This window comes from Nocardia sp. TBRC8007, assembly GCF_056629435.1.
In genome coordinates this window covers 1-23,608 of record NZ_JBWSOR010000028.1, presented here as the reverse complement: position 1 = coordinate 23,608, position 23,608 = coordinate 1, and the positions used below count along the sequence as shown (strand labels likewise).

At 62.8% G+C, this 23,608-nt stretch carries 13 protein-coding genes; 8 read left to right on the top strand and 5 right to left on the bottom strand.

The features are described from left to right. Positions 1-21: 21 nt before the first annotated feature. Entirely contained in the window at positions 22-798 is a 777-nt protein-coding gene (locus tag ACX4ZE_RS17730) for a GntR family transcriptional regulator (protein ID WP_480274568.1), read from the top strand. Positions 799-926: 128 nt separating this feature from the next. Here the strand turns inward: ACX4ZE_RS17730 and ACX4ZE_RS17725 are convergent, their stop codons facing one another. Beyond that, the gene (locus ACX4ZE_RS17725; protein ID WP_480274567.1) at positions 927-2,051 is read right to left on the bottom strand and encodes an NAD(P)H-dependent flavin oxidoreductase; all 1,125 of its coding nucleotides are present in this window, start codon (positions 2,049-2,051) and stop codon (positions 927-929) included. Positions 2,052-2,522: 471 nt separating this feature from the next. On the opposite strand from ACX4ZE_RS17725, the gene ACX4ZE_RS17720 reads away from it, so the two are divergent. Beyond that, positions 2,523-3,083 carry a sugar O-acetyltransferase gene (locus ACX4ZE_RS17720; protein WP_480274566.1) on the top strand — a complete coding sequence of 187 codons (561 nt, stop codon included), beginning with the start codon at positions 2,523-2,525 and terminating at the stop codon, positions 3,081-3,083. Between the two features lie 96 nt (positions 3,084-3,179). On the opposite strand, the gene ACX4ZE_RS17715 is transcribed toward ACX4ZE_RS17720, so the two are convergent. Continuing rightward, a complete protein-coding gene (locus ACX4ZE_RS17715) occupies positions 3,180-4,916 on the bottom strand; it encodes a cutinase family protein (protein ID WP_480274565.1) in 1,737 nt (578 codons plus the stop codon). Between the two features lie 325 nt (positions 4,917-5,241). On the opposite strand from ACX4ZE_RS17715, the gene ACX4ZE_RS17710 reads away from it, so the two are divergent. The 5 genes from ACX4ZE_RS17710 to ACX4ZE_RS17690 all read left to right on the top strand — a co-directional run bounded on the left by ACX4ZE_RS17710 (position 5,242) and on the right by ACX4ZE_RS17690 (position 19,209). Then, positions 5,242-10,689, top strand: a complete 5,448-nt coding sequence (locus ACX4ZE_RS17710) for an ATP-binding protein (protein WP_480274564.1) — start codon at positions 5,242-5,244, stop codon at positions 10,687-10,689. A 99-nt stretch (positions 10,690-10,788) separates the two neighbouring features. Beyond that, a complete protein-coding gene (locus ACX4ZE_RS17705; protein ID WP_480274563.1) occupies positions 10,789-11,157 on the top strand; it encodes a hypothetical protein in 369 nt (122 codons plus the stop codon). 201 nt (positions 11,158-11,358) lie between these two features. Further along, positions 11,359-12,231, top strand: a complete 873-nt coding sequence (locus tag ACX4ZE_RS17700; protein WP_480274562.1) for a transposase — start codon at positions 11,359-11,361, stop codon at positions 12,229-12,231. Positions 12,232-12,384: 153 nt separating this feature from the next. Then, on the top strand, positions 12,385-12,510 hold the full coding sequence (locus ACX4ZE_RS17695; protein ID WP_480274561.1) for a hypothetical protein: 126 nt from the start codon (positions 12,385-12,387) through the stop codon (positions 12,508-12,510). A gap of 348 nt (positions 12,511-12,858) precedes the next feature. Continuing rightward, on the top strand, positions 12,859-19,209 hold the full coding sequence (locus ACX4ZE_RS17690) for a type I polyketide synthase (RefSeq protein WP_480274560.1): 6,351 nt from the start codon (positions 12,859-12,861) through the stop codon (positions 19,207-19,209). 205 nt (positions 19,210-19,414) lie between these two features. Here the strand turns inward: ACX4ZE_RS17690 and ACX4ZE_RS17685 are convergent, their stop codons facing one another. The 3 genes from ACX4ZE_RS17685 to ACX4ZE_RS17675 are packed head-to-tail and all read right to left on the bottom strand — an operon-like array spanning position 19,415 to position 22,368. Beyond that, complete coding sequence (locus ACX4ZE_RS17685; RefSeq protein ID WP_480274559.1) at positions 19,415-20,647, bottom strand: NAD(P)/FAD-dependent oxidoreductase; 1,233 nt, start codon at positions 20,645-20,647, stop codon at positions 19,415-19,417. A gap of 3 nt (positions 20,648-20,650) precedes the next feature. Continuing rightward, complete coding sequence (locus ACX4ZE_RS17680; RefSeq protein ID WP_480274558.1) at positions 20,651-22,033, bottom strand: cytochrome P450; 1,383 nt, start codon at positions 22,031-22,033, stop codon at positions 20,651-20,653. Positions 22,034-22,047: 14 nt separating this feature from the next. Beyond that, positions 22,048-22,368, bottom strand: coding sequence for a 2Fe-2S iron-sulfur cluster-binding protein (locus ACX4ZE_RS17675; protein ID WP_480274557.1), 321 nt, complete (start codon positions 22,366-22,368; stop codon positions 22,048-22,050). A gap of 83 nt (positions 22,369-22,451) precedes the next feature. Between ACX4ZE_RS17675 and ACX4ZE_RS17670 the strand changes: the two genes are divergently transcribed. Further along, positions 22,452-23,468, top strand: a complete 1,017-nt coding sequence (locus ACX4ZE_RS17670; protein WP_480274556.1) for an AraC family transcriptional regulator — start codon at positions 22,452-22,454, stop codon at positions 23,466-23,468. Positions 23,469-23,608: the final 140 nt, after the last annotated feature.

The following is a 23,608-nucleotide window of genomic DNA, read 5'->3' as shown; positions in this document are numbered from 1 at the left end:
TGCTGGCGGAAGGTGACTTCGATGGGATCCCGGACAGTAGTCGCCGATGCCGCCGATGAGCTGGCGCGCCGGGTTGTCGCCGGAGACTATCGGCAGGGGGGACTCGTACCATCGGTGCGTCAGGTCGCAGAAGAGTTCGACATGAATCGCGCCACCGCGCAGCTGACTCTGGGCCGGTTGGAATCGTACGGTTTCGTCGAAGCCAGACGCGGTAAGGGATTTACGATTCGGGATGTCCGAGAGACGGGCGGTGTCGATGTATACCGTCGGCTGTTCCGGTTCTCGATTCCAATGCCCGACACCGCAATCGAGATGTTTCGTGACATTGTCGAGATCGAACGTACTCTCGTGCTCCAAGCCCTGCTCGAGTACACCAGCAGTGCGAAGCTGATCGATCCGGACGAGCTGAAGGGTACTATCGGCGAACTCGAAAAAGCTGCCAGGCAAGCTGTTCCAGACCTGCGGTGCATCCTGGATATCGAGGTCACATTAGTGCGCAGACTGCTGACCGCACTTGGACTCACTATGCAGCGCGCGATTTTGAACTCGATCGGTGAGATGGTGCTTGAGGTGCCGGAGGCGGTCGCGGCGTTCTTCGCGAGTTCCCCTGATCTGCATGTGTTGGTCTGGCGAGCGCTTGCCGCAGTATGGGATTCAGGTTCCGGCCCGACCGATGCGCAGCTGGCTTTGTTCGAGGATTTGTTTGCCACGTACCACCAGAGGGTCGTCACCCGGTTCGAGGAGCTGGTGGGTGGGATCGAGGAGCGCATCGACGAAACCTGCGCTGCGACGGCATAGGAGCTGCGAGCAGGGTTACCAGACTCGGCCGGGAGCATCCTTGCCAACGCGCTTCAGCTGGGTGAGTGGCCGCGTCGGTATTGCGCGGCCGCCCATTCCGATCTTGCTGTGTGCTCGCGCCGATAGGCTCAGAGCCCGCCGTTGATCTTGTCGAGCCGCTCGCACGCCTCGACATATTCCTCGATCAGCCGGTTCACTACTTCGGCGGAGCGCTCCACTCGGTTCATCATGCCGACGATCTGGCCGACCGGGTTGAAGTTGACGTTCTTGGCGGCCTCTGGGTAGCGGTGGCCGCGTTTCACACCATCCAACGCGACCATCATCTGCAGCGGCATCGGCAGCGGATCCGGGGTATCGGCTTGTTCCCAAGCATCGGTCCAGTCATTGCGCAGCATGCGGGCGGGTTTGCCGGTCCATGCGCGTGAACGCACGGTGTCGTGGCTGGTGGCCTGAATGTAGGTCTTCATCTGTTCGGGCGGCACATTGGCCTCCTCCACGGTCAGCCACAGTGATCCGGTCCATGCGCCTGCGGCACCCATCGCCATGGCAGCGGCTACCTGACGGCCATTGCCGATGCCGCCTGCGGCCAGCACCGGCAGATCGCCGACCGCGTCGATCACCTGTGGCCATAACACCAACGAGGAGACCTCACCGCAGTGGCCACCGCCCTCAGTGCCCTGGCAGACTACGAAATCCAGGCCCGCTTGCTTGTGGTTGAGCGCGTGCTTGACCGAACCGCACAGTGCGCCGATCAGCCTGCCGGAGCCCTGCACCTGCTCGATCACGTCCGCGGGTGGGGTACCGAGCGCATTGGCGACCAGCTTTGCTTTCGGATGTTGCAGAATCACTTCTACCTGGGGGCCCGCGGTAGTAGCGGTCCAACCGAGCAATTGATTGTGGTGCTCTTCTTCGGGTAGTTTCGGCACGCCGTGGTCGGCGAGGATCTTCTCGGCGAAGTCACGATGACCTTGCGGAACCATTTCGGCCAGCTTGGCTTCCAGCTGTTCAGGTGTCAGGCCTTCGATTCCCTTGCCCTCGTACTTGGACGGAATCACCAGGTCGACACCGTAGCCGCCGTGCACGTGCTCATCGAGCCAGGCCAGTTCGACCTCTAGCTGCTCAGCGGTGAAGCCGACCGCGCCGAGTACGCCGAGACCACCGGCGTTGCTGACCGCGGCTGCCACATCACGACAATGAGTGAAGGCGAAGATGGGGAATTCGATCCCGAGCCGTTCGCAGATTTCGGTACGCATGACGTGCTGGTCTCCCTCACTGCTCCGCCGCGAACGGCGCGGCGCAGATGTTCTAGAACTAGTTGCATTATTGTCGCTCGGTTGCCGAGGCATGTCACAGGCCAGTGCGGACGCAAGCACTGGTATCCCCAGTAAGCACCAGTTGCTGCCGTGTACGCACTCCGCACCATTATTTGACAGTAACATGTTCTAGTTTTTGTGGGGAGTAAGTAACGAAGGCCGGGTTGTGGCGGACTCCAGTCCGATAGGTGCGGCCGCTGCCGGACCTGTGCGTGTTCTATTCGTCACAGGTGGAGGTCTTCATCGACCATTCGATACTTGATATCGGGACACTCGGATACCGCGACCGAGATCGTGGATACCGATGCGGACTCCGAATTCGCCTTCGCTGGTGCGAAATTCGAACAACGCGTGAGTTCTGCGCCTTGTGTGCGGTGGTGGGCCGATGTGGTTCGGGCACCATGGGTTGGCATGAGTACGCACAAGGAACGGATGTTGAGTGGGGAGCCCTATCGTGACAGTGATCCCGAACTGGTCGACGAACGGCGCTGCTGTCAGTCGCTACTGGATCGCTTCAACGCGACGCGCGCGGGCCAAGACATACAACGCCGCGAGATCCTCGAACGATTACTCGGCACGCTCGGTGCGGGCTCATGGATCATGCCGCGCTTCCAATGCGACTATGGCTACCTGATCAGCTTGGGCCGCAATAGTTTCCTGAACTACGACGCGATCGTGTTGGATTGCGCTCCGGTCGTCATCGGGGACGACGTGTCCATTGGTCCGCGCGCCCAACTGCTGACGGCGCTGCACCCGGTAGACGACCACGAACTGCGGCGGCAGCGCTGGGAGACTGCGGCGCCGATCTCCATCGGTGACAATGCCTGGCTGGGTGGCGGCGTTATCGTTTGCCCTGGGGTTACGATCGGCGCGAACACTGTGGTCGGGGCTGGAAGTGTGGTCACGCGGGGACTACCGTCGGGAGTTTTCGCCGCGGGAAATCCGTGCCGGATAATCCGGCGCCTCTCCTGAAGCAGCGGAAACGCTGCGATATCTGTCCGTCGGGATGCTATGCCACTGGTGGTCGCGTCCTCTGGCTACGTGCGCGGGCCGGATTCCATAGGTTGATCATGGACTGTCCGCATGGCTCGTGCCGGTGGCGGGTGTCACGGATGCTGTGGTGGTAGTCGGCGTAGTGGATTCGGCGGTGCTGGGTGCTGTGGACTCGGTGGACGAAGCGATCGGGGACAGAGCTGGTCGAGTGGTCACCTTCGGTGTGGCTGTCGTGCTCTGGGGCGTGGACGTCGGCACGGAAGTCGTCGGCACGGAAGTAGTCGGTACCAGGGTTGTTCGGCTAGCACTCGAGTTGGTCTCGGTGGGCGCAGTACCGGCAGTTTTCGCGGGATCAGTGCTGGTGGTCTCAGATGTCGGAGCCGCACCTTCAGCCGTTGTGCTGGTCGGCGCCGCGGAGGAGCTCGCCACCGCTTGGTATACGGCGGCCAGGTCAGCCGCTTTCGGCTTGGCCATGGTATCGACCGGCTTGCCCGCTTGTGCCTGCCGCGCCAGGTGGGTGAGCCAGGCAGCCGCATACTCGGAGGAGGACAGCGGCTTACCGTTATTCGGATTGGCGTTTCGCCAATAGTCGAAGTGGTGGCCGGTCGCGTTCGGTCCGAACGTGAGCTGGTAAGGGTCGCTCGCGATCACCGGGATCGTGTTCTGATTCGTCACGATGAGACCGATGACCTCGTTCAGCACCTTTTTCGGCAAGTAGGCCAGTGGCGACATCTCGTCGGTTGAGATCGACGCCGCTTGCACCGGCTTTTTCGGCGTTTTTCCCGGTTGGTATGCCGGATCTGACACTCGTAACAACACGTGGAGAAAAGTCTCGTCGCTTTGCATCCAGTTCGGCTTGGACTGAATATCCGCGAACGCCGACATGGCGATCCGGCCCAGGACGACGGCGACATCCTGCCCGGTCGCTGGGGTGAGCCCGTCGCGTTCGAGTGCGTCGGCGTTCAGCTGCCTGCCTACGTTGACCGCCAACTGCAATAGCGAGATGTTGTCTGGCGCCGCGCAGGTGAGATCGCCGTCGGAGCAGAAAGAGGCGATCTTGCCGTTCAGCGCGCCGAAATTACCGCTGGTGTCCGGCAAGACGCCCCGACCGGAGGTCGGGTCGGCGCTGTTTTGATACTTCTTGTCGAAGCCATCCGGATTGCCGAACGGATTCCGTGCGCCGGGGAACGGTCCCTCCCCCGCCGAACGCCCCGCGTCGGAGAGGATGACGACACCGACGACATTGGCGGGGTCGGCGATCCCGTATCCACCATCCGGGCCGGATTTCTGGTGTCCGATTTTTGTCGCGACGCGGCGCACGACATCAGCGCCTTCGCTGTATCCGACGATCGAGAACTTGGTGCCGGGGCATGCCGCCGAGATTTCGCGCATCACCTGCTCGGTATTCGCCACACCAGTGTTGACGGCGTCTTCGTAGGTGGCCAGGTTCGCCGGATAGGCGATGTAGATCGCGGCGTAGGAGCCGGGATCGACAGTAGCGGCAGGGGCATTGACCACCGGATCGACCCACTTGCTGCTGTAGTCGCCAGACAATGCGGCGGGCAAGGCCGCGCCATCAGCTCCAACGAGCAGCTTCGTGGTCCCTTTGGCAGGTGTGTCGCCGCGGCCCGCCACCGATATGGTCACCATGTCGCGACACTCCGTGACGGACGTGGTGAGCCGCGTATCGTCGGTGCGCGGTGCCGAGGTCAGTGCCCACGATCCCGCGACGATCGCAGCCACCCCCAATACCGCAGGTGCGACAACTGTCGAAGCGAGGCGATGCCGCGCAAAGAACGCGTAAAGAGTCATGTCCCGATTTCCATTCCTCACCGACAAGTGGGTAGGCAGGCCCCGGCGGGCCAAGTGTTAACAGGGACGTCGTGGTCGGTGCGAAGGGTGTTACTCGGGCGAGCGGATTGCTGCGGATTGCTGTTGCCACAGCATTCGGTGATCTTTCCTACTTAGTAGACTTGCGCGCATGGATCAGGTCGAGCCGACCGCTCTACCGATACGGGCGAGTAACACCCGCGCGCTGTGTACATGTAGCGGATAAAAGCGCACACTACGCCCAACTGAGAGCCGCACCCACTCGCCCATCGACCGGGCGATGCTTCGGACAGGAAGGAATTGGCGAGTGTTCAGCCGCATTGCCATTGTGAACCGGGGTGAGGCCGCCATGCGCCTCATCCACGCGGTCCGGGACTTGGCCGCAGAGTCCGCGCGCACGATCGAGACCGTCGCTCTACATACTGATGTCGACCGGAACGCGACATTTGTGCGCGAGGCCGATATCGCCTATGACATCGGTCCGGCAGCCGCACGCCCATATCTGGATCTGAAGACACTCGAACGAGCTTTGGTGGCGACCGGAGCCGATGCCGCCTGGGTCGGCTGGGGTTTCGTCGCGGAAGATCCGGCGTTCGCGGAGCTGTGTGAACAGATCGGCGTCACTTTCATCGGCCCGAGCCCAGAGGCCATGCGCAAGCTCGGCGACAAGATCGGAGCGAAACTGATCGCCGAGGAGGTCGGAGTTCCGGTCGCGCCCTGGAGCCGTGGTGCGGTCGAGACCGTGGACGCCGCCTTGGCCGCCGCGGCCGAAATCGGGTACCCGCTGATGCTGAAGGCGACGGCAGGGGGTGGTGGGCGCGGTATCCGGGTGATCACCAACGAGTCCGAGCTCGTCGATGCCTATGAGCGCACCCGCCAGGAAGCCGCACGAGCGTTCGGTAGTGCTGTGGTGTTCTTGGAGCAGTTGGTCACCGGTGCTCGGCACGTCGAGGTCCAAGTGATCGCCGATGGCGCGGGCACCGCGTGGGCGCTCGGTGTCCGCGACTGTTCGGTACAGCGGCGCAATCAGAAGATCATCGAGGAATCGGCGTCACCCGTGCTCAGCCAGACGCAGGCCGCTGAGCTCAAGTCGTCGGCCGAGCGGCTGGCGCTTGCGGTCGGCTATCGCGGTGCGGCGACCGTCGAGTTCCTCTACCACCCTGGTAAAAAGCTGTTCGCATTCCTAGAAGTCAACACTCGCCTGCAGGTCGAACACCCGATTACCGAATACACCACAGGTTTCGACCTCGTTCGGGCGCAGCTGTGGGTGGCATCGGGCGGTCGGCTGGAGGGCGACCCGCCGAATGAGCGCGGGCACGCCATCGAGGCCAGGCTCAACGCCGAAGACCCCGACCGTGATTTCGCGCCCGCTCCTGGCCGTATCGCGCGCCTGGACCTGCCCGCAGGGCCAGGTATCCGCGTCGACACCGGCGTCAGCGCGGGCGACACCATCCCCGCGGACTTCGACTCGATGATCGCCAAGATCATCGCCTATGGCCGGGACCGCACCGAGGCGCTGGGTCGGCTGCGCCGGGCAGTGGCCCAGACCAGAGTGATCATCGAGGGTGGCGCGACGAACAAGAGCTTCGTGCTCGACCTGCTGAACCAGCCCGAAGTGATCGACGCGAGTGCGGACACCGGCTGGATCGATCGCGTCCGCGGGGAGGGCAGGCTGGTTTCGCACCAGCACTCCGCCATCGCTCTGGCCGCTGCCGCCATTGATGCTTACGAGGAGGAAGAACGAGTCGAGCGGCACCGGCTGCTGTCCACCGCGTCCGGCGGACGTCCGCAAGTGCAGCACGAGAGCGGCCGACCGCTCGATCTCAAGCTACGCGGTGTCGGCTACCGCGTGCGCGTCGCGCGTATCGGCGCGCATCGGTTCCGTATCGGCATCGAGGCGGGTTCCGACATCCGTACTGCCGATGTCGACCTGGAGCGCTTCGATCGGCATACCGGGCAGATTGTGGTCAACGGCATCCGATACCGCCTGATCATCGGCACGCATGGACCGATCCACCTGGTCGATGTCGACGGTGTGGCGCACCGGGTCAGTCGCGATGAGGGCGGTGTCGTCCGGTCGCCGGCTCCCGCTCTGGTCGTCGCCACGCCATTGGAGGTCGGCGCCGAGATCGAGGCGGGCGCGCCGGTTCTGGTGCTGGAGAGTATGAAGATGGAAACGGTGCTGCGCGCGCCGTTCAAAGCACGGCTGAAGGAATGCGCCGTGTCCGTCGGTACGCAAGTGGAGACCGGTGCGCCGCTGCTGAGGTTGGAGCCGCTCGTAGAAGACGAGCAGGCCGAGGAAGTCGCGGTCGGTTCTGTCGAATTGGATCTGCCCTCAGCGCCTGCGCAAGCCCAACCGCATGAGCGCACCACCCGTGGTCAGGAGGATCTGCGCAGCCTGCTGCTGGGTTTCGACGTCGACCCACACGATAATCGCCGAGTACTCGACGATTACCTCACCGCACGCCGGGCGGCCCTCGCCGATGGCCGTAGACCGCTCACCGAGGAGCTCGAACTCATCGAAGTGTTCGCCGACCTCGCCGAGCTGAGCCACAATCGGCCGTCGGGCGAAGATGGCAGCCAGGTGCGTGTCCATAGCGCGCGTGAGTACTTCCACACCTACCTGCAGAGCCTCGATGTCGAACGAGCCGGACTGTCCGAGTCTTTCCAGGGCAAACTCGCCAAGGCGCTCGGGCACTACGGTGTCACCGATCTGGAGCGTTCCCCGGAACTCGAAGCAGCGGTCTTTCGGGTCTTCCTCGCCCAGCAACGCCCGGCCGACACCGTTACTGTCATAGTGACGTTGTTGCGTGAGTGGCTGCGGGAGCCGATGCCGGACCAGGCGTTGCGTGAGCCGGTCGGTCTGACGCTGGAGCGGCTGGTGGCGGCAGCGCAGGTGCGCTTCCCTGTGATCGCGGACCTCGCGCGCGGCGTGGTGTACGCCTGGTACGGCCAGCCGTTGCTGCGACGTAATCGCGCCAGGGTCTATACCAACGTTCGCAAGCACCTGAGTCACCTGGACGCGCACCCGGACGCACCCGATCGCGCCGAGCGCATCTCCGATATGGTGCGCAGCACCGAGCCGCTGGTGCGGCTGCTCGGCCAGCGGTTGGTGCGCGGCCATTCGGACAACACAGTCATGTTGGAGGTATTGACCCGGCGGTACTACGGAAACAAGGGGATCACCAGCGCTCGTACCCGCCGAGTGGGTGATTGCACATTCGTGATCGCCGAACGCGATGGTTCCAGCCTGGTGTCCGCCGCGGTGAGCTTCGATGCGCTCGACACCGTGCTGCGCGGGCTCACCGAACTGGCGAGCGGCACTGCGGCTATCGATGCCGATATCTATCTCAGCTGGGAGAAACAGCCGGAAGATTTCGATGCGATGGCAGCGGCATTGCACGAGGTTCTCAGCGCGCGTCCGGTGCCCAACCAGGTGTACCGGATCACCGCTACTGTCGCGGGTAGCGGCGGTGCGGTGATGCACCATCACTTCACCTTCCGGCCGTCGGCCACCGGCATGGTCGAGGAGCGGTTGATTCGTGGCCTGCACCCTTACATCGCGCAGCGGATGCAGATAGAGCGGCTGCGCAAGTTCGACCTCACCAGGCTGCCATCTTCGGACGACGAGGAGATCTACCTGTTCCGATGCGTCGCGAAAGAGAATCCGGCGGACGATCGCCTCATCGCGTTCGCGCAGGTGCGTGACCTGGCGGCATTGCGTGAGCAAGACGGTCGGCTGCTCGCACTGCCGACAGCCGAGATCATGATCGCCACTTGCCTCGACTCGATCCGGCGGGCACAGTCGCAGCGGCCGTCGGCCAAACGTTTCAACACCAATCGCATCGTGATGTACATCTGGCCTCCGATCGACGTCACCCACGCTGAATTGGAGGCGATCGCCGGGCATGTGCTCGGCACGACCGCCGGCGCCGGGCTCGAGGAGATTCTGCTCATCGCACGACAGCGTGATCCGGAGACCAGCGAGTTGACCAAGGTCGCCGTGCGCATCCGCCTCGATGCCACCGGCGGCACTGAGGTGACTGTCGGCGCGCCCTCCAATGAGCCGGTCGAACCGCTCGACGCGTACCGGCAGAAGGTGTTGCGCGCCAGTAGCCGCAATACCGTCTACCCCTATGAGCTGACCACTCTGCTCGGTGAGTTCGCCGAGTACGACCTCGACGCCGACCACGCGCTGGTGCCGGTCGATCGGCCGAAGGGGCGCAACACCGCAGCGATCGTCGCGGGTGTGGTCACCACGCCGACCGAGAAGTATCCGCAGGGTGTCACGCGGGTGGTGTTACTCGGTGATCCGACCAAGTCGCTGGGCGCGCTGTCGGAGCCGGAATGCCGCCGTGTGGTCGCCGCATTGGATCTGGCCGAGCAAATGAAAGTACCGCTGGAGTGGTATGCCTTGTCCGCAGGCGCGCGGATCTCCATGCAGTCGGGTACGGAGAACATGGATTGGGTGGCGGCGGCGCTCAAACGGATCGTCGAATTCACCCAGGCAGGCGGAGAGATCAACATCGTGGTCGCGGGCATCAACGTCGGCGCGCAACCGTACTGGAACGCCGAGGCGACGATGCTCATGCACACCAAGGGCATTCTGGTGATGACGCCGGACTCCGCGATGGTGCTCACTGGTAAGCAGTCGTTGGACTTCTCCGGCGGAGTTTCGGCCGAGGACAACTTCGGTATCGGCGGCTACGACCGGGTGATGGGTCCGAACGGTCAGGCGCAGTACTGGACGCCGAACCTGCCCGCCGCGCGAGATGTGCTGATGTCGCACTACGACCACACGTACATCGTTCCTGGTGAGCAGGCGCCGTGGCGTGCGCAGACCAGCGATCCGGTCGATCGTGACATCTCCAGCTTTCCGCATGTCTTGGCGGGCAGCGACTTCAGTACTGTCGGCGAGATCTTCTCCGCCGCCGCCAACCCGGATCGTAAGAAGCCCTTCGACATCCGGACTGTGTTGCGGGCGGTCGCCGATCAGGACCACCCTGTGCTGGAACGTTGGGCTGGGATGGCCGACGCCGAGACCGCGGTGGTGTTGGACGCACATCTCGGTGGCATCCCGGTGTGCCTGCTCGGCATCGAATCACGGGGGGTGCCGCGGCGCGGCTTCACCCCCACCGATGGCCCGGACACCTACACTGCGGGCACATTGTTCCCACAGTCGTCGAAGAAGGCCGCACGGGCAATCAACACGGCCAGTGGCAATCGACCGCTGGTCGTGCTGGCAAACCTGTCGGGCTTCGACGGTTCGCCCGAGTCGATGCGGAAGTTGCAGCTGGAGTACGGCGCCGAAATCGGCCGCGCGATAGTGAACTTCCAAGGACCCATCGCGTTCTGTGTGATCTCCCGGTATCACGGCGGTGCGTTCGTGGTGTTCTCCAAGGCGCTGAACCCGAATATGACCGTGCTCGCACTGGAAGGTTCGTTCGCCTCGGTGCTCGGCGGCGCGCCTGCCGCCGCGGTGGTGTTCTCCAGTGAGGTCGACACACGCACTACGGCCGATCCTCGGGTACGCGAGCTGGAGGCGCGCGTCACGAACGCGTCCGGCATCGACCGCGCGGCCCTGTCCGCGGAACTCGACGAGGTCCGCTCAACGGTCCGCGCGGAGAAACTCGGTGATGTCGCCGCGGAATTCGACCGCGTGCACGATATTCATCGCGCCGTCGAGGTCGGTTCGGTCGACGCCGTTATTCGCGCTGCCGAACTCCGCCCACGCGTTATCGAGGCCATCAGTTGATATCCCCGGAGAACAGCAGGTAAGTGTGGAGCGGTCGTGACTCGGTTGTAAGCTCGTCGCCGAGTCACGACCGCCCCAGCGCAGAGGGTTTCGGCGCAATTGGCTCGGTCCGGCGAGCCCTGGCCTGCCACCATTACCGAGGCCATCCAACAGCGGCGTCTTCCCGAATCCTGGCTGGAACCGGATGCCGACGGACAAGAGATAGTACGTAAGCCCTACCTGCCTCGCTTGCTGCGGCGAGTCACCGCCGACCCGTTCGGCGTCGAGGAAGCCGACGGGCGCGACGCGGTATTCATCCCCTCCCCTTTCCTGTTCTGTCTACACTGCGGAGTGAGCTACGAGCAGACGCGTGGCCGCGATGTTCCCGCCGATTACACCCGCGCCCCGAACCCGACGCCGACACTGGCGCGCAATGCCGCCCGCCCGCTGCGCGATGTGATTGCCTTTCTGCAATTCGAACGCGAGTGATCCCATTCTTTGAGAATGGGATCACTGAAAGTGCAAATCATTCAAACTCGGCACAATGGTCGACCTTCGATTCAAACGCCAAAAGAATTCAATTTACTATAATCGTTGTTATAGTAAAGGCGTATGGGGTATCTTGTGCTGGTACCGGGATCGGCGCTACTCAAGTGATCTCAGGAAGTGTTTATCCGCTTGGATCTTAGAGTGTGTCGCATATCGCTGATTCGCGAGCTTCTTGTAGCAGGTCAGCGTGGCGGCGAGGGTGAGGAAGGCGAGGAAGTGCGCGGCCTTGCGGTCGCAGGGAACAAGGCCGAAACCCACATCATTGTCCCGATCATCCGCCAGTGCCAGGACCACCACATCAACGGGGTGGATATGGTCATCGCTGCCGACACCGGCATGGTCTCCGTCGTGAATCTCGCTGCCCTCGACGAGGTCGGGCTGACGTTCATCGTCGGCTCCCGCGTTACCAAGGCACCCGGTGACCTCGCGAACCACTTTCATTGGAATGGTGATGTTTTCACCGACGGTCAGATCATCGACACTGCCACATCGCATCACGGGAACAGCATCGTCGACAACGTGAAAAGCGCACTGAACCGACCTGAAACCCCCACCAGCCACCCGAGTGCGTGGCGGGCGGTATGGCAGTACTCGAACAAGCGTGCGGTCCGCGACACTTCAGCTCTGGAACGGGCCCGATCGCTGATCGGGCCCGAGGGCCACGTCACCAACATCCTCGCCACGACCATGGGGCCCGGCGAGGTCATCGCGAAATACCACGATCTGTGGCATGTCGAGCAGTCGTTTAGCACGTCAAAACCGATTTTCCTGCCCGGCCGATATTCCACCACCCGAGAAGCGATCGAAGCTCACCTGACCATAGTGTTCACCGCACTCGCCGTCGCCAGCTACCTGCGGACCGCGACCGGAATCTCGATCGGGTGCATCGTAAAGACCCTGCGCCCGTTACAGGAGATCAGCGTGACCATCGCCGACCAACCACACGCAGCCACCGACCCGACCACCCCCGATGCCGTCGCTATCCTCACCGAACTGGATTTATCTCCCCGCTGATCGGGGTGCTGAATCTGTGCAAGTCAGGTCATAGAAGACGAGTCGCAACGACTGACCCGGCTATGGGCCAATGCCGCACATTTCCATACCTTACTCACCGAGCGTGGCCTGGTTCTCGGGATCTCCGCGGGCACCCTGATCTGCCCTGGCACCGTGCTTGGCGAGCTCCGCCCCTTCGTCTCCGCCTCAGCGATGTTGCGATATGGCGTCTATGTCACCTTTATCGTCGCGCCGACTATCCCTGCGGGCCGGGAGCGGTTGCGGTTCTTCGTGAACTAGGAACACACGTCGGAGCAGCTGGTTTCGACCGCCGATCTGTTCGTGGAGGTGGTAGTTCAGGCAGGGCAGCTCTCGGAGTAAGCACAGACTCCATAACGAAGAATTCACGAAACCTTCGGTAGTCGTCGGTTCGAGATTTTATGGATAACAATATTGAGACATTGCAATGCTGTGTTTCGAAGTCGCATTTCCACTACACTGCCGGACTAGTAGCTATTATTCCTGGAATATTTGCACCGAAGTGAATATTTGTACCGAAGTCCGCCTCCGTGAGGTCTGTCGTCACCGCCGGGCCTGGATATCCGGGCGCGTGGACGTGTAACCACATGTCTATTGCTGGAGTCAGTGATGTCTGATATTGCTATTGTCGGTATCGGCTGTCGTTATGCCGGTGGTATCGAATCTCCAAAAACTTTCTGGGATTTTGTTCTCGACAAAAAAGACGGAGTGCGCGAGATTCCACCGGAGCGTTGGGATTGGCGACGATTCTATGACCCGGATAAACGCGTGCCCGGTCGGGCCTACACCAAGCGGGCGGCGTTCCTGGCCAGTGATCCGTGGGCGTTCGATCCGGACTTCTTCGGTATCTCGCCGCGAGAGGCGGCTGCGATGGATTCGCAGCAACGACTGGTGCTCGAAGTGGCGTGGGAGGCATTCGACGACGCCGGGGTCGCAGGCCGGATCCTCGGCTCTTCACTGGGGGTGTATGTGGGTGCGTTCATCATGGATCAGATGAATGTCTCCGTGTTTCCGTACCGGCTGCCGTTCACCGATATGCATGCGGCGGCGGCGTCGTCGTACACGATGATCTCCAATCGGCTGGCGTATGCACTGAATCTGGTGGGGCCCGCGATCACGGTGGACACCGCGTGCTCGTCCTCGTTGGTCGCTTTGCACCTGGCGTGTCAGGGCATCGAGAACGGCGACTGCGATATGGCTATGGCGGGCGGGGTGACGGTGCTGGGAGAGCCGGAGGCGTTCGTGTCGATGTGCAAAGGGGGGTTCTTGGCCCCAGATGGGCGCAGTAAAGCGTTCGACGTGTCCGCGGACGGCTATGGTCGGGGCGAAGGGGTGGGGATGGTGGTGTTGAAAAAACTGGACGCCGCCGAACGGGACAGGGACCGGATCTACGCGGTGGTGAAAGCGACCGGCTCGAATCAGGACGGGCGCACCATCGCGATCACGGTGCCGAACGCCGACTTGCAGGAGAAATTGGCCAGGGACGTCACGAAGCGGGCGGGTATCCAACCGCATGAGGTCACCTATGTGGAGGCGCATGGCACCGGCACCCCGACGGGGGATCCGTTGGAGCTGGAGGCGATCGGCCATGTCTACGGGGCAGTGGCGGGACGTACCGAACCGCTCGGGGTCGGGTCGGTGAAAACACAATTGGGGCATACCGAAGCCGCGGCGGGGATCGCGAGTGTGATCAAGTCCGCTTTGGCGATCTCTCACCGCACTATTGCCCCGCAGTATTGGCTGGAAACCCCGAATCCGGATATCCCGTTCGAGGAGTTGAACCTACGGTTGCAGCTGGAGGCCGAACCGGTAGGGTCGGAGGTCGACCGAGTCACGATCGCGATCAACGGGTTCGGCTACGGCGGAACCAACGCCCATGCCATCCTGCAGGAGTATCGGGCTCCCGGACATTCCGGTGTGAATGGGCAGGTGCGAACACCTCGGCATTTCGGGGTGTTGCCGCTGTCGGCACGTAGTGAGCAGGCAGTGCGGGAGCTGGCGCGCGGGTTCCTCGAGCGGCTCGCCGAGGATGAGGATCCGGGGTGGTTGGCCGAGGCGGCGTGGACGCGGCGCAATCATCATCCGTTCCGGACGGGGATTGATTTCGCCGATGATGTCGATGTGGTGCAAGGCCTGATGGAGTTGGCCGAGGGCAGCGGGCGGGTGAGCCGGACGGTGGTAGGCCCGGCGCCGGAGCCGGTATTCGTGTTCACCGGAATGGGTCCGCAGTGGTGGGGCATGGCCCGCGGATTGCTTTCGGCCGGTGGAATTTTCGCAGCCGAGGCTGCTCGGGTGGATGCGGAGTTCCAGCAGATCTCCGGCTGGTCGATCATCGAGGAGTTGCTCCGACCGGAAGAGCAATCGCGAGTGACCGATACCGCGGTCGCGCAGGCGGCGAATTTCCTGGTGCAGGTGGCGCTGGTGGCCGAGTTGGACCAATTCCGGATCCGCCCGGCCGCGGTGATCGGGCACAGTGTCGGCGAGGTCGCCGCCGCTTATGTCTCTGGGGCGCTGTCGCTGCACGACGTGATACTGGTGGGCTATCACCGGGCCCGGTTGCAGGCCGCCACCGCAGGGTCCGGCGGCATGCTCGCGATCGGGTTGTCTGCCAAGGAGGCCGGCGAGCTCATCGCCGGGGATGCCATGGTGGACATCGCGGGAGTGAACAGTCCCTCGGCGGTGACCTTGGCCGGAGATGTCCACCGCCTCGACGAGATCGCCGAGTCTCTCCTGGAGAAGGGAATTTTCGCCAAGCGCTTGCAGGTTGAAGCGCCTTATCACAGCCGTTTTATGGACCCGGTCCCGGATAAGTTGCGCACGGCTCTTGCCGGGCTGCGCCCCGCACCGCCGCGGATTCCGTGGTACTCCACGGTTACCGGTACCCGCTGCACCGACGCGGCGGCCAACGCCGAGTACTGGTGCGCCAATGTGCGCCAACCGGTACGGTTCGCCGATGCGATCACCGAACTGGTCGCTGCGGGCAGTCGAGTGTTCGTCGAGATCGGTCCGCATCCGGTGCTTGGTGCCAATATCCGGGAGATTCTGCGTGCGACCGGCGAGACCGGCGCTGCCGTCGCGACGCTCAATCGCAAACAGCACGATGCCGAAAGTCTCAGAAAGCTCATCGCCGGGCTGTACGCTACTGGAGCGTTGGATACCGAGGGGGTGTTCGCTGATCTGTCCTCCCCGACCCCACATGTGGATCTGCCGGTTTATCCGTGGCAGCACATTCACCTGCGTAGCGAGTTGACCTATGACCAGCTCCGTCGTTACGGCACCCCGGACGGGTACACCATGCTCGGTGATCAGGACCCCGACGACACCACGAGCTGGCAACTTCAGTTGAGCACTGCCGCATTGCCGTGGCTGACCGATCACGTGGTCGGTGGTAGCCGGATTCTGCCGGGGGCAGGCTATCTGGATGCCGCTCTCAGTGCCGCTTTGGCACGTACCGAGTCCACGCAGGCCGGGGTGGAGGATGTGCGGTTCGTGGCCCCGCTGGTTATCGAGGACGGTGAAACACCGCTTATGCGAATGGATCTGGAGGAAGCGATCCGCCGTTTCACCATCCGCTCGCGCAGCCGGACCGGTTCGGTGTGGACGGTGAACGCTACCGGCAGGCTCCTCGAAGGTGCCTTCGTGCAAAGCAAGGCCGACGTCCCTTCCGCCGCCATGACCGAGATGGATCCGGTCGATTTCTACGCCATGCTGGCCGAGCACGGGCTGCGGTACGGGCCGCTGTTCCAGCGCGTTACTTCGTTGCGGTTCTCGGATACCGAGGTGTTGGCCACTGTGGACGGCACCATCGCCGATGGAGGCCGGTACGCGGCGCATGCGGCGGTCGTCGATGCCGCCGTGCAGAGTAGCTCTTTGCTGTTCATCGGAACATATGGCAAGGAGGAAGGTCCTCTGGTTCCGGTCGAGGTCGGCCGGGTGCACCTGCTGGCACCACTGCCGGAAGCGGTCACTGTGGTAGCGCGGCTGAAATCTACCGGCGCGGAACTGGGTTCCACGAGCGAGCCGGTTGTGGATATCGATGTGCTGGATACCGATCGTAGCCTCTGTATGCGGATCTTCGGGATGAAGTACCGCGCTATCGCGTCCCGACCTGCCCCATTGCAGCGCATGATCGACTTCTTCTACGAAGAAGTCTGGGAGATGCGTGATCCCATCAATCCGGTAGACCTGCCCGCCACTGCGAATTTGTCCACTCTGGTCGTGGTGATGGACACCGCGCCGAATCCGACTGCCGAACAGATCCTGCGCATCACCATGCCGAACTCGGCAGGTGCCGAACTGTTTATCGCGGGCGAACCGGGACGGGCGGATTTGGAAGCCGAATTCGCTGAACGGCTCCGGACGGCCGGTACCCGCGAGGGGGCCGAGCGGCTGCATCTGGTGGTGGTCGCGGGTACCGGTTATGGCGATACGGACAATCTGTGGACCCTGCGGCGCATCGCAGTGACCGCCGAAGAGTTCCGCACCGCGTGGTTGGCGGAGCACGAGATCGAGGTAGGAGACCTGGGCGACAGCGACTTCTACGTCTCGCTGATCACCGAGAACACTTTCACCCACCCGGAGGCGGACTTCGAGCCGAATCCGAGCCACGCCGCATTGGCAGGTGCCTGCCGGGTGCTGATCAACGAACAGCCGTGGTTGCGTTGGCGATTGATCGATCTCGATGGCCGGACCGCCGATAGCGACCTCATCGCGGAGCTGTCGATTCCCGGTGCTTTCACTGACGATCACGCCGACGAGGTGTTCTTGCGTGCCGGGATACGGTGGGTGCCGAGGGTGATCCGCACGCTGCAGGATCGCCTGGATACCCGCGACGAACCCGCGCCGTTGACCGATCCGGAAGCCAACTTCCGGCTGGAACTGCCCAAGACCAAGATCTTGGCCCAGTTGGGGTGGCGGCAGTGCGATCGGCGTACGCCTGGTTCTGGAGAAGTCGAGGTAAAGATGATCACAATCGGCCTCGGGTACAAAGATTCGATGAAGGTCATGGGTGTGCTCGGTACCCGTGAACTCGGCGACACCTACTTCGGTCTCGATCCGGGGATGGAGGGTGTCGGCACAGTTGTCCGCGTCGGCCCAGGAGTCACCCAGTTCGCTGTCGGCGACCGGGTCTCGGTGAGTTGCCCGGATATGATTCGCCGCTACAACACCCTCGGTGTGAGCGGGGTGTCCCCCTTCTCGGACACCATGGATCCCGGCACGGCCGGTAGTTTCATCGTGTTCATGTCCGCGATCTACGCGCTGCGGGATGCGGCGAGGGTGCAGTCAGGAGAGACGGTGCTGGTGCACGGGGCGGCCGGTGGGGTGGGGGCGGCGGCAGTACAGGTCGCCAAACATTACGGTGCGCGGGTGATCGGTACCGCGAGTACCGCTGAGCGGCGTGCCTATGTGCTTGCGCAGGGAGCCGATTATGCGGTGGACTCCCGGTCGCTGGATTTCGTCGAGGAGGTGCTTGCCCTCACTGACGGCAAAGGCGCGGATGTGGTGGTCAGTACCGCGCCCGGCGAGATCCTGGTGCAGAACTTCAACGCGGTCGCGGAATGCGGACGCATTCTCGAGCTCGGTAAAGCCGATAGTTACTTCGGAGGCGCGCTGGAGTTGCGGCACTTCGTCAAGAACGTGACCTATTTATCGATCGACATCGACCGGATGCTGAAGCGGCGGTTCGAGCTGATGGTCGAGATCAGAACCGAGCAGAACCAACAGTTCAGCGCCGGTATATACCGGCCGTTGCCCTACAAGAAGTATGGCACCGCGGATGTCGGGCAGGCTTTCGAGGAGGTCGCGCGTTCTACCCGAATCGGGCGAGTGGTGCTTGATATGACCGAGGCAGCGCCGTTGGTGCGGCCGCGAATCCAGGAGGTGGTCATCGATGCCGATGCGCGGTATCTGATCACCGGTGGGTTCGGTGGGTTCGGTTTGGCCCTCGGTCGCTGGCTGGTCGACAAGGGGGCTCGGCACCTGACTCTGCTCGGGCGCAGGGGCGCTACCACGGATGCGGCCCGAACCGAACTCGCCACATGGCAGCGACAGGGTATCGAAGTAGTCAGCGAATCGGTCGACGTGACCGATACAGCGGCAGTGGCCGCGGTGATCGAGCGAGCGCATACTGCCGCGCATCCGTTGAAAGGTATCTTCCACGTCGCGGGTGTGTCGATCGACAAACGCATCGGTGATCTGGATCGCACCGACTTGGCTGAGGTACTCGGACCCAAACTCACTGGTGTCCGCGCGTTATGGGACGGGGTCGTGGCGGCAGGGGCGCGACTGGAGCAGTTTGTTCTGTTCTCTTCCGTCAGCACCCTGGTGAGCGGCATCGGTCTCTATCCATACACTGCGGCCAATCTCGCGATCAACTCCTACGCGGAGGCATTGGCCCGCCGAGGTGTCCCCGTGCTTGCGGTCGGTTGGGGACATATGACCGGGGCGGGCATGGTTGCCGGCCAAGATATCGCCCGCTACCTGATCAACGCCGGATTAGACCCTATTGATATGGAAGAGGGACCGCAGTATCTGGAGGAGGCACTGCGGCTCGGCGTCTCCAGGGTCAATATCTGTCCGATCGATTGGTCTCGGGCCATGACCATTGGACCACAAGCGGCCTTAATCGGCCGTAACGAGCGCATGTTCGCGGATGCGGCGCAGCATGCTTCGGCCACCGCTCGGTTGCGAGCCGAGCTCATCGGCTTCGATGCGGCCGAACGCAGGGAGGCGGTCGCGCATATGCTCGCCGAACAACTGGCATCGATCATGGGTGTGCCCGCCGAAAAGATCGACTTGACCGTACCCGTACCGGAGCTGGGACTGGATTCGCTCATGGCCGTCGAATTCAACTCGCTGGTCAACCAGAGTATGGATATCAATCTGGCGTCGCTGCAGCTAGGGCAGTCGTTCACGCTGGAGCAGGCAGGCGAGGCAGCGGCAGCGGCGATCGCCAGATAGTGTCCGGCGGTAGAGCGGCTCTCGACTCCTTCCTGCTCTTCCCGCACCTGGCTTCCGTGGATTCCGTTTGCATTTGACAGGCGCCCTGACGTGCACTCTTTCGTGTTGTCTCACAGCGCCTTCGACCTGTCCTGTTTCACGGGGTGCTTCATTTCCTAGCCGTTCCGGCTTGACGCCCGCTTCTCGGCGGGGTTCATCCGTCCAGTTAGTTTGCGGCAGCCAGGAGCTCCTTGACCGTTAGCGATTCATCTCCCACGGTTTCAGGATCAACTGACTGGCCCTTGCCCAACAGTCGCTTGGCCAGCATGAACTCCTGTGGCCTGTTGATGCAGTCAGCGGCAATCATCCGCCCCGCACGGAAGTAGAACGCGGCGAAGCTATCACCGCTGTCGACCTGCCCGCGGATGATTATCTGATCATGTCCTCGATCGAGGCCGGCTATCTGGAGCTTGAGATCGTACTGGTCCGACCAGAACCAGGGAAGGCTCGTTTGAGCAATCGGCTCGCCGCATATTGCCGCGGCTGCGCTCTTGGCTTGGTCGACGGCGAACGGAACTGATTCGAGGCGGCGGTGCTGACCGGTGTGGGGATCGCGCTGGGATGCGCAGTCGCCGGCCGCCACGATGTCAAGATCAGCGGTCTGACAGAACTCGTCGACGACGATTCCGTCATCGACGCTGAGCCCTGCCGCCTGCGCGAGTTCGGTTACCGGCCTGATTCCGACACCAATGATCACCAGGTCAGCGGGGAACACGCTGCCATCAGGGCACACCACCTGCTCGGCTCGGCCTTTGCCCTCGATGCGTGCGACGGCGGCAGAGGTCACGATGCCAACGCCCTGCTCGGTGTGGAGGCGTTGATAGAAAGCCGAGACCTCCGGCGCGGTGACCCGTTGCAGCAGCCGATCAGCCATCTCCAAGACAACGACGTCCTTGCCGAGTTGGCGTAGTGAGGCTGCCGTCTCCAGGCCGATGTAGCCGCCGCCAATGACGACGGCCCGTTTGACCGCTGCGAGGCCATTCTTAATGGCTTCGACGTCGGCAAGGGTGCGCAGGTAGTGCACGCCGGGCAGGTCGGCACCGGGTAGCGGGAGCCGGATCGGACTGGCCCCGGTGCACAGGGCCAGCTTGTCGTAGGCGACGGCTTTGCCGCCTGTCAGGGTCACAGCCTTGGCGTCGCGATCGATCGCGGTGACTCGGTCTGCGATGATGTCGATGCCGTGCTCGGCGTAGAACGCCTCGGGCCGGATCGCCAGCTTTTCGGCGTCGACTTCTCCTGCGAGGTATGCCTTGGACAGCGGCGGTCGCTCGTAGGGCACCCGTCCCTCATCGCCGATTAGCCTGATCGGCCCGGACCAGCCGCGCCGGCGCAGGCTGGTGACGAGCTGTGCTGCCGCATGACTGGCGCCCACGATGACGCAAGCCTGATCTGTTGACACCGGTCAGCTCTTGGGAGTCAGCTTCACCATCATGCGCGAGTAGCCGCGCACGAAGTTGGACTGCACTTTCTCCGGTTCACCCAGTACCTCGATGTGCTGGAAGCGCGGCAGAATTTCTTCCCACAAGATGCGTAGTTGCATCTCGGCCAGCCGGTTGCCCATGCAGCGGTGAATCCCGAAGCCGAACGACACGTGGTTGCGGGCGCCCTTGCGATCAATGATGAACTGATCCGGGTTGTCGATGGAGCGTTCGTCTTTGTTGCCCGAGGCGTACCACATCACCACCTTGTCGCCCTTGCGGATGGTGGCTCCGCCCAGTTCGACGTCCTGTTTGGCCACCCGGCGCATGTACGGCAGCGGGGTCTGCCAGCGGATGATTTCGGAGACCATGTTCGGGATCAGCTTCGGGTTGGCCTCGAGCTTGTCGAACTCCTCGGGGAACTGGTTCAGCGCCAGCACGCCGCCGCTCATGGAGTTGCGGGTGGTGTCGTTGCCACCGACGATCAGCAGCGCCAAGTTGCCTAAGAACTCCATCGGCCGGTGAATCAGATCTTTGGTGTCCTCGTTGGTCAGCATGAGGGTGATCAGGTCGAAGCTGGGCTCACCACCCGCCTCGAGGTGGGCCTCCCGCTCCCGCCACAACTGCGAGAACGCCCTGGCAATCTCAGTCGCTGCCGGGAACGCCGCATCGCGATCAGCCAACCCGCCGGTTGCCTCGGGCGGGGCCGAGGCGATGTCCGACCACTCGGCCAGCTTGTGCCGCTGGTCGTAGGGGAAGTCGAACAGGGTGGCCAGCATTCGGGCGGTCAGCTCGATGGAGACCCGCTCGACCCAGTCGAACGGCTCATCGGTCGGCAGATTGTCCAGCACGTCCTGGGTGCGGGTGCGGATCAACGCCTCCATCTCCTTGAGATTCTTCGGCGCCACCACTTCCTGGACGGCCTTACGTTGCTCATCGTGCTTCGGCGGATCCATCGCAATGAACATCTTGACTTCGAGACCGCGGGGCACATCCCCGATCGAGATGATCGGCTCGGCCGAGAACAGTTCGTGGTGCTTGTCGACGAAGACGATGTCCTCATACCGCGTGATCGACCAGAACGGACCAAACGGGCTATCGGCCAAGTAGTGGACGGGTTGTTCGTCGCGTAGCCGCTTGGCATAGGAGTCGAACTTGCCCTGCCGCCACAGGAAGGGATTACTGAGGTCGATATCGCTCAGCGCCAGGGTGTCCGCGTCGGGCAGCGGTGTCTCGGTGAATGTCGGCACCGGCGGGTTGATCCCGGACCTGTCGATCACCTTCTGGGCCAGGTGTGCGGCCTTGATTTGCCAATGCATCGGCACCACCAGCGCCGTCGCGTTCATGAGAGTCGCTGACAGATTCATGATCGAGCCCTTCGCTACATCTGGAATTCGGGCAGCGTCACAGCCAGCCCGTCGAGATCCTCGGTGACGTTGATTTGGCACGAGAGCCGCGAGGTGGGCGCGGCTTCGGGCGTCATCTCCAGCATTTGCTCCTCGTCGTCGCTCTTGGAGCCGATCTTGGCGAACCATTTGCTGTCGACGATCACGTGGCAGGTTCCGCAGGCCGCGTCGCCGCCGCAGTCGGCGTCGATTCCGGGCACCATGTTGTCGACGGCGTGCTTCATCAAGGACTTGCCCTCCTCGATGGAGACCTCGTGCTCGGTGCCGTCATGCTCGGTGAAGGTGACGTTCCCCATGTGGCTTACTGTCCCCCACCCCAGGCCTGCCCGTGAGGTCATCAGTTGACACCGAAGGGGTCATTTCAAGACAATCTACTGTTGTGAAGGTGGCGCAGGCGTGCATCCCCCCGGTCTATTCACGCCTGATCGCCCAAGAGCTGGGCATGCGCACCCCCCATCTCACGGCATTGCTGTCCGGTACGGCGATCACGCCGGAGCAGCTACTCGACGAGGAAACGCGGCTAACGCCGCCTCAGCAGATCCAGATTGCGCGCAACGCCCTGCGTCTGTCCGGTGACCCGTCTTTCGGGATGCGGCTGGGCCGCCGGCTGACCCCGGCCGTGCACGGGCCCATGGGGTTTGTCGCGAGCAGCAGTCCGGATTTGTCCACGGCACTGGCAGCGGTCGGGCAGTTCACGGCCACGCAGATGCCGCTGTGGCACGTTACGCATGACCGCGGGGAAGACGTCACAGTGATTCGATTTCGGCTCACCACCGACGTCCCGGCCGAGGTGGTTCGGCTTATGGCTGAAGTCAGCGCGATGGCACTGTACTCAATTACTGAATTCATCATCGGCCGCGTCCCCGACATGGCCGAAATCGATTTCACTCACCCTGATCCTGGCCCGCGCGCAGGCTACGGTGAGCATCTTCCCGGCCGGCTGCGGTATTCGTGCCCGGCCTTCGAGATTCGCCTGCCGACCAAGCTTTGCGAAATTCCCAACGCTTCAGCGAATCGCGACACGTACCTGCTGGCCTGGGCGCAGTGCGAGGCATTGCTCGCCGAGCTGCAAAGTCCGCAACCCAGCATACGGCGCCAGATCGAAACCATGATGCTCACCCACCCCAGAGGAGCCTTGACCGAAGACGATGCCGCTGCTGCACTTTTCATGAGCAAGCGCACGCTGGCCAGGCGCCTCGAGGAAGGGGGGACCAGCTTTCGTCGAATAAGAGACGACGTATTGGCCGGACAAGCCCAGCGGTATCTGCGTGACGAGCGGATGACGGTGCAGTCGGTAGCTGAACTGCTCAACTATCACGACAGCAACAACTTTCGGCGTGCTTTCAAGCGCTGGTTTGGAATGACTCCAGAGGCGTACCGGCGAAACGCTCAGTAGACCAATAGTTCTAGTTATACGTCTCGATCTCGAGACCTCTCCGCAGAACACCACTTGGCGATAATCACAGTTCTACCAGCACATGCCGGGCAATTACGTCCCCAATCGACTCCGTGTGCTGATAGCGCTGAGATACCGAG

Excerpts from the sequence above, each read along its gene's own strand:
- ACX4ZE_RS17730 (WP_480274568.1), top strand. The coding sequence starts at position 22 with ATGGGATCCCGGACAGTAGTCGCCGATGCCGCCGATGAGCTGGCGCGC.
- ACX4ZE_RS17725 (WP_480274567.1), bottom strand. The coding sequence starts at position 2,051 with ATGCGTACCGAAATCTGCGAACGGCTCGGGATCGAATTCCCCATCTTC.
- ACX4ZE_RS17720 (WP_480274566.1), top strand. The coding sequence starts at position 2,523 with ATGAGTACGCACAAGGAACGGATGTTGAGTGGGGAGCCCTATCGTGAC.
- ACX4ZE_RS17715 (WP_480274565.1), bottom strand. The coding sequence starts at position 4,916 with ATGACTCTTTACGCGTTCTTTGCGCGGCATCGCCTCGCTTCGACAGTT.
- ACX4ZE_RS17690 (WP_480274560.1), top strand. The coding sequence starts at position 12,859 with ATGTCTGATATTGCTATTGTCGGTATCGGCTGTCGTTATGCCGGTGGT.
- ACX4ZE_RS17680 (WP_480274558.1), bottom strand. The coding sequence starts at position 22,033 with ATGAATCTGTCAGCGACTCTCATGAACGCGACGGCGCTGGTGGTGCCG.
- ACX4ZE_RS17675 (WP_480274557.1), bottom strand. The coding sequence starts at position 22,368 with ATGGGGAACGTCACCTTCACCGAGCATGACGGCACCGAGCACGAGGTC.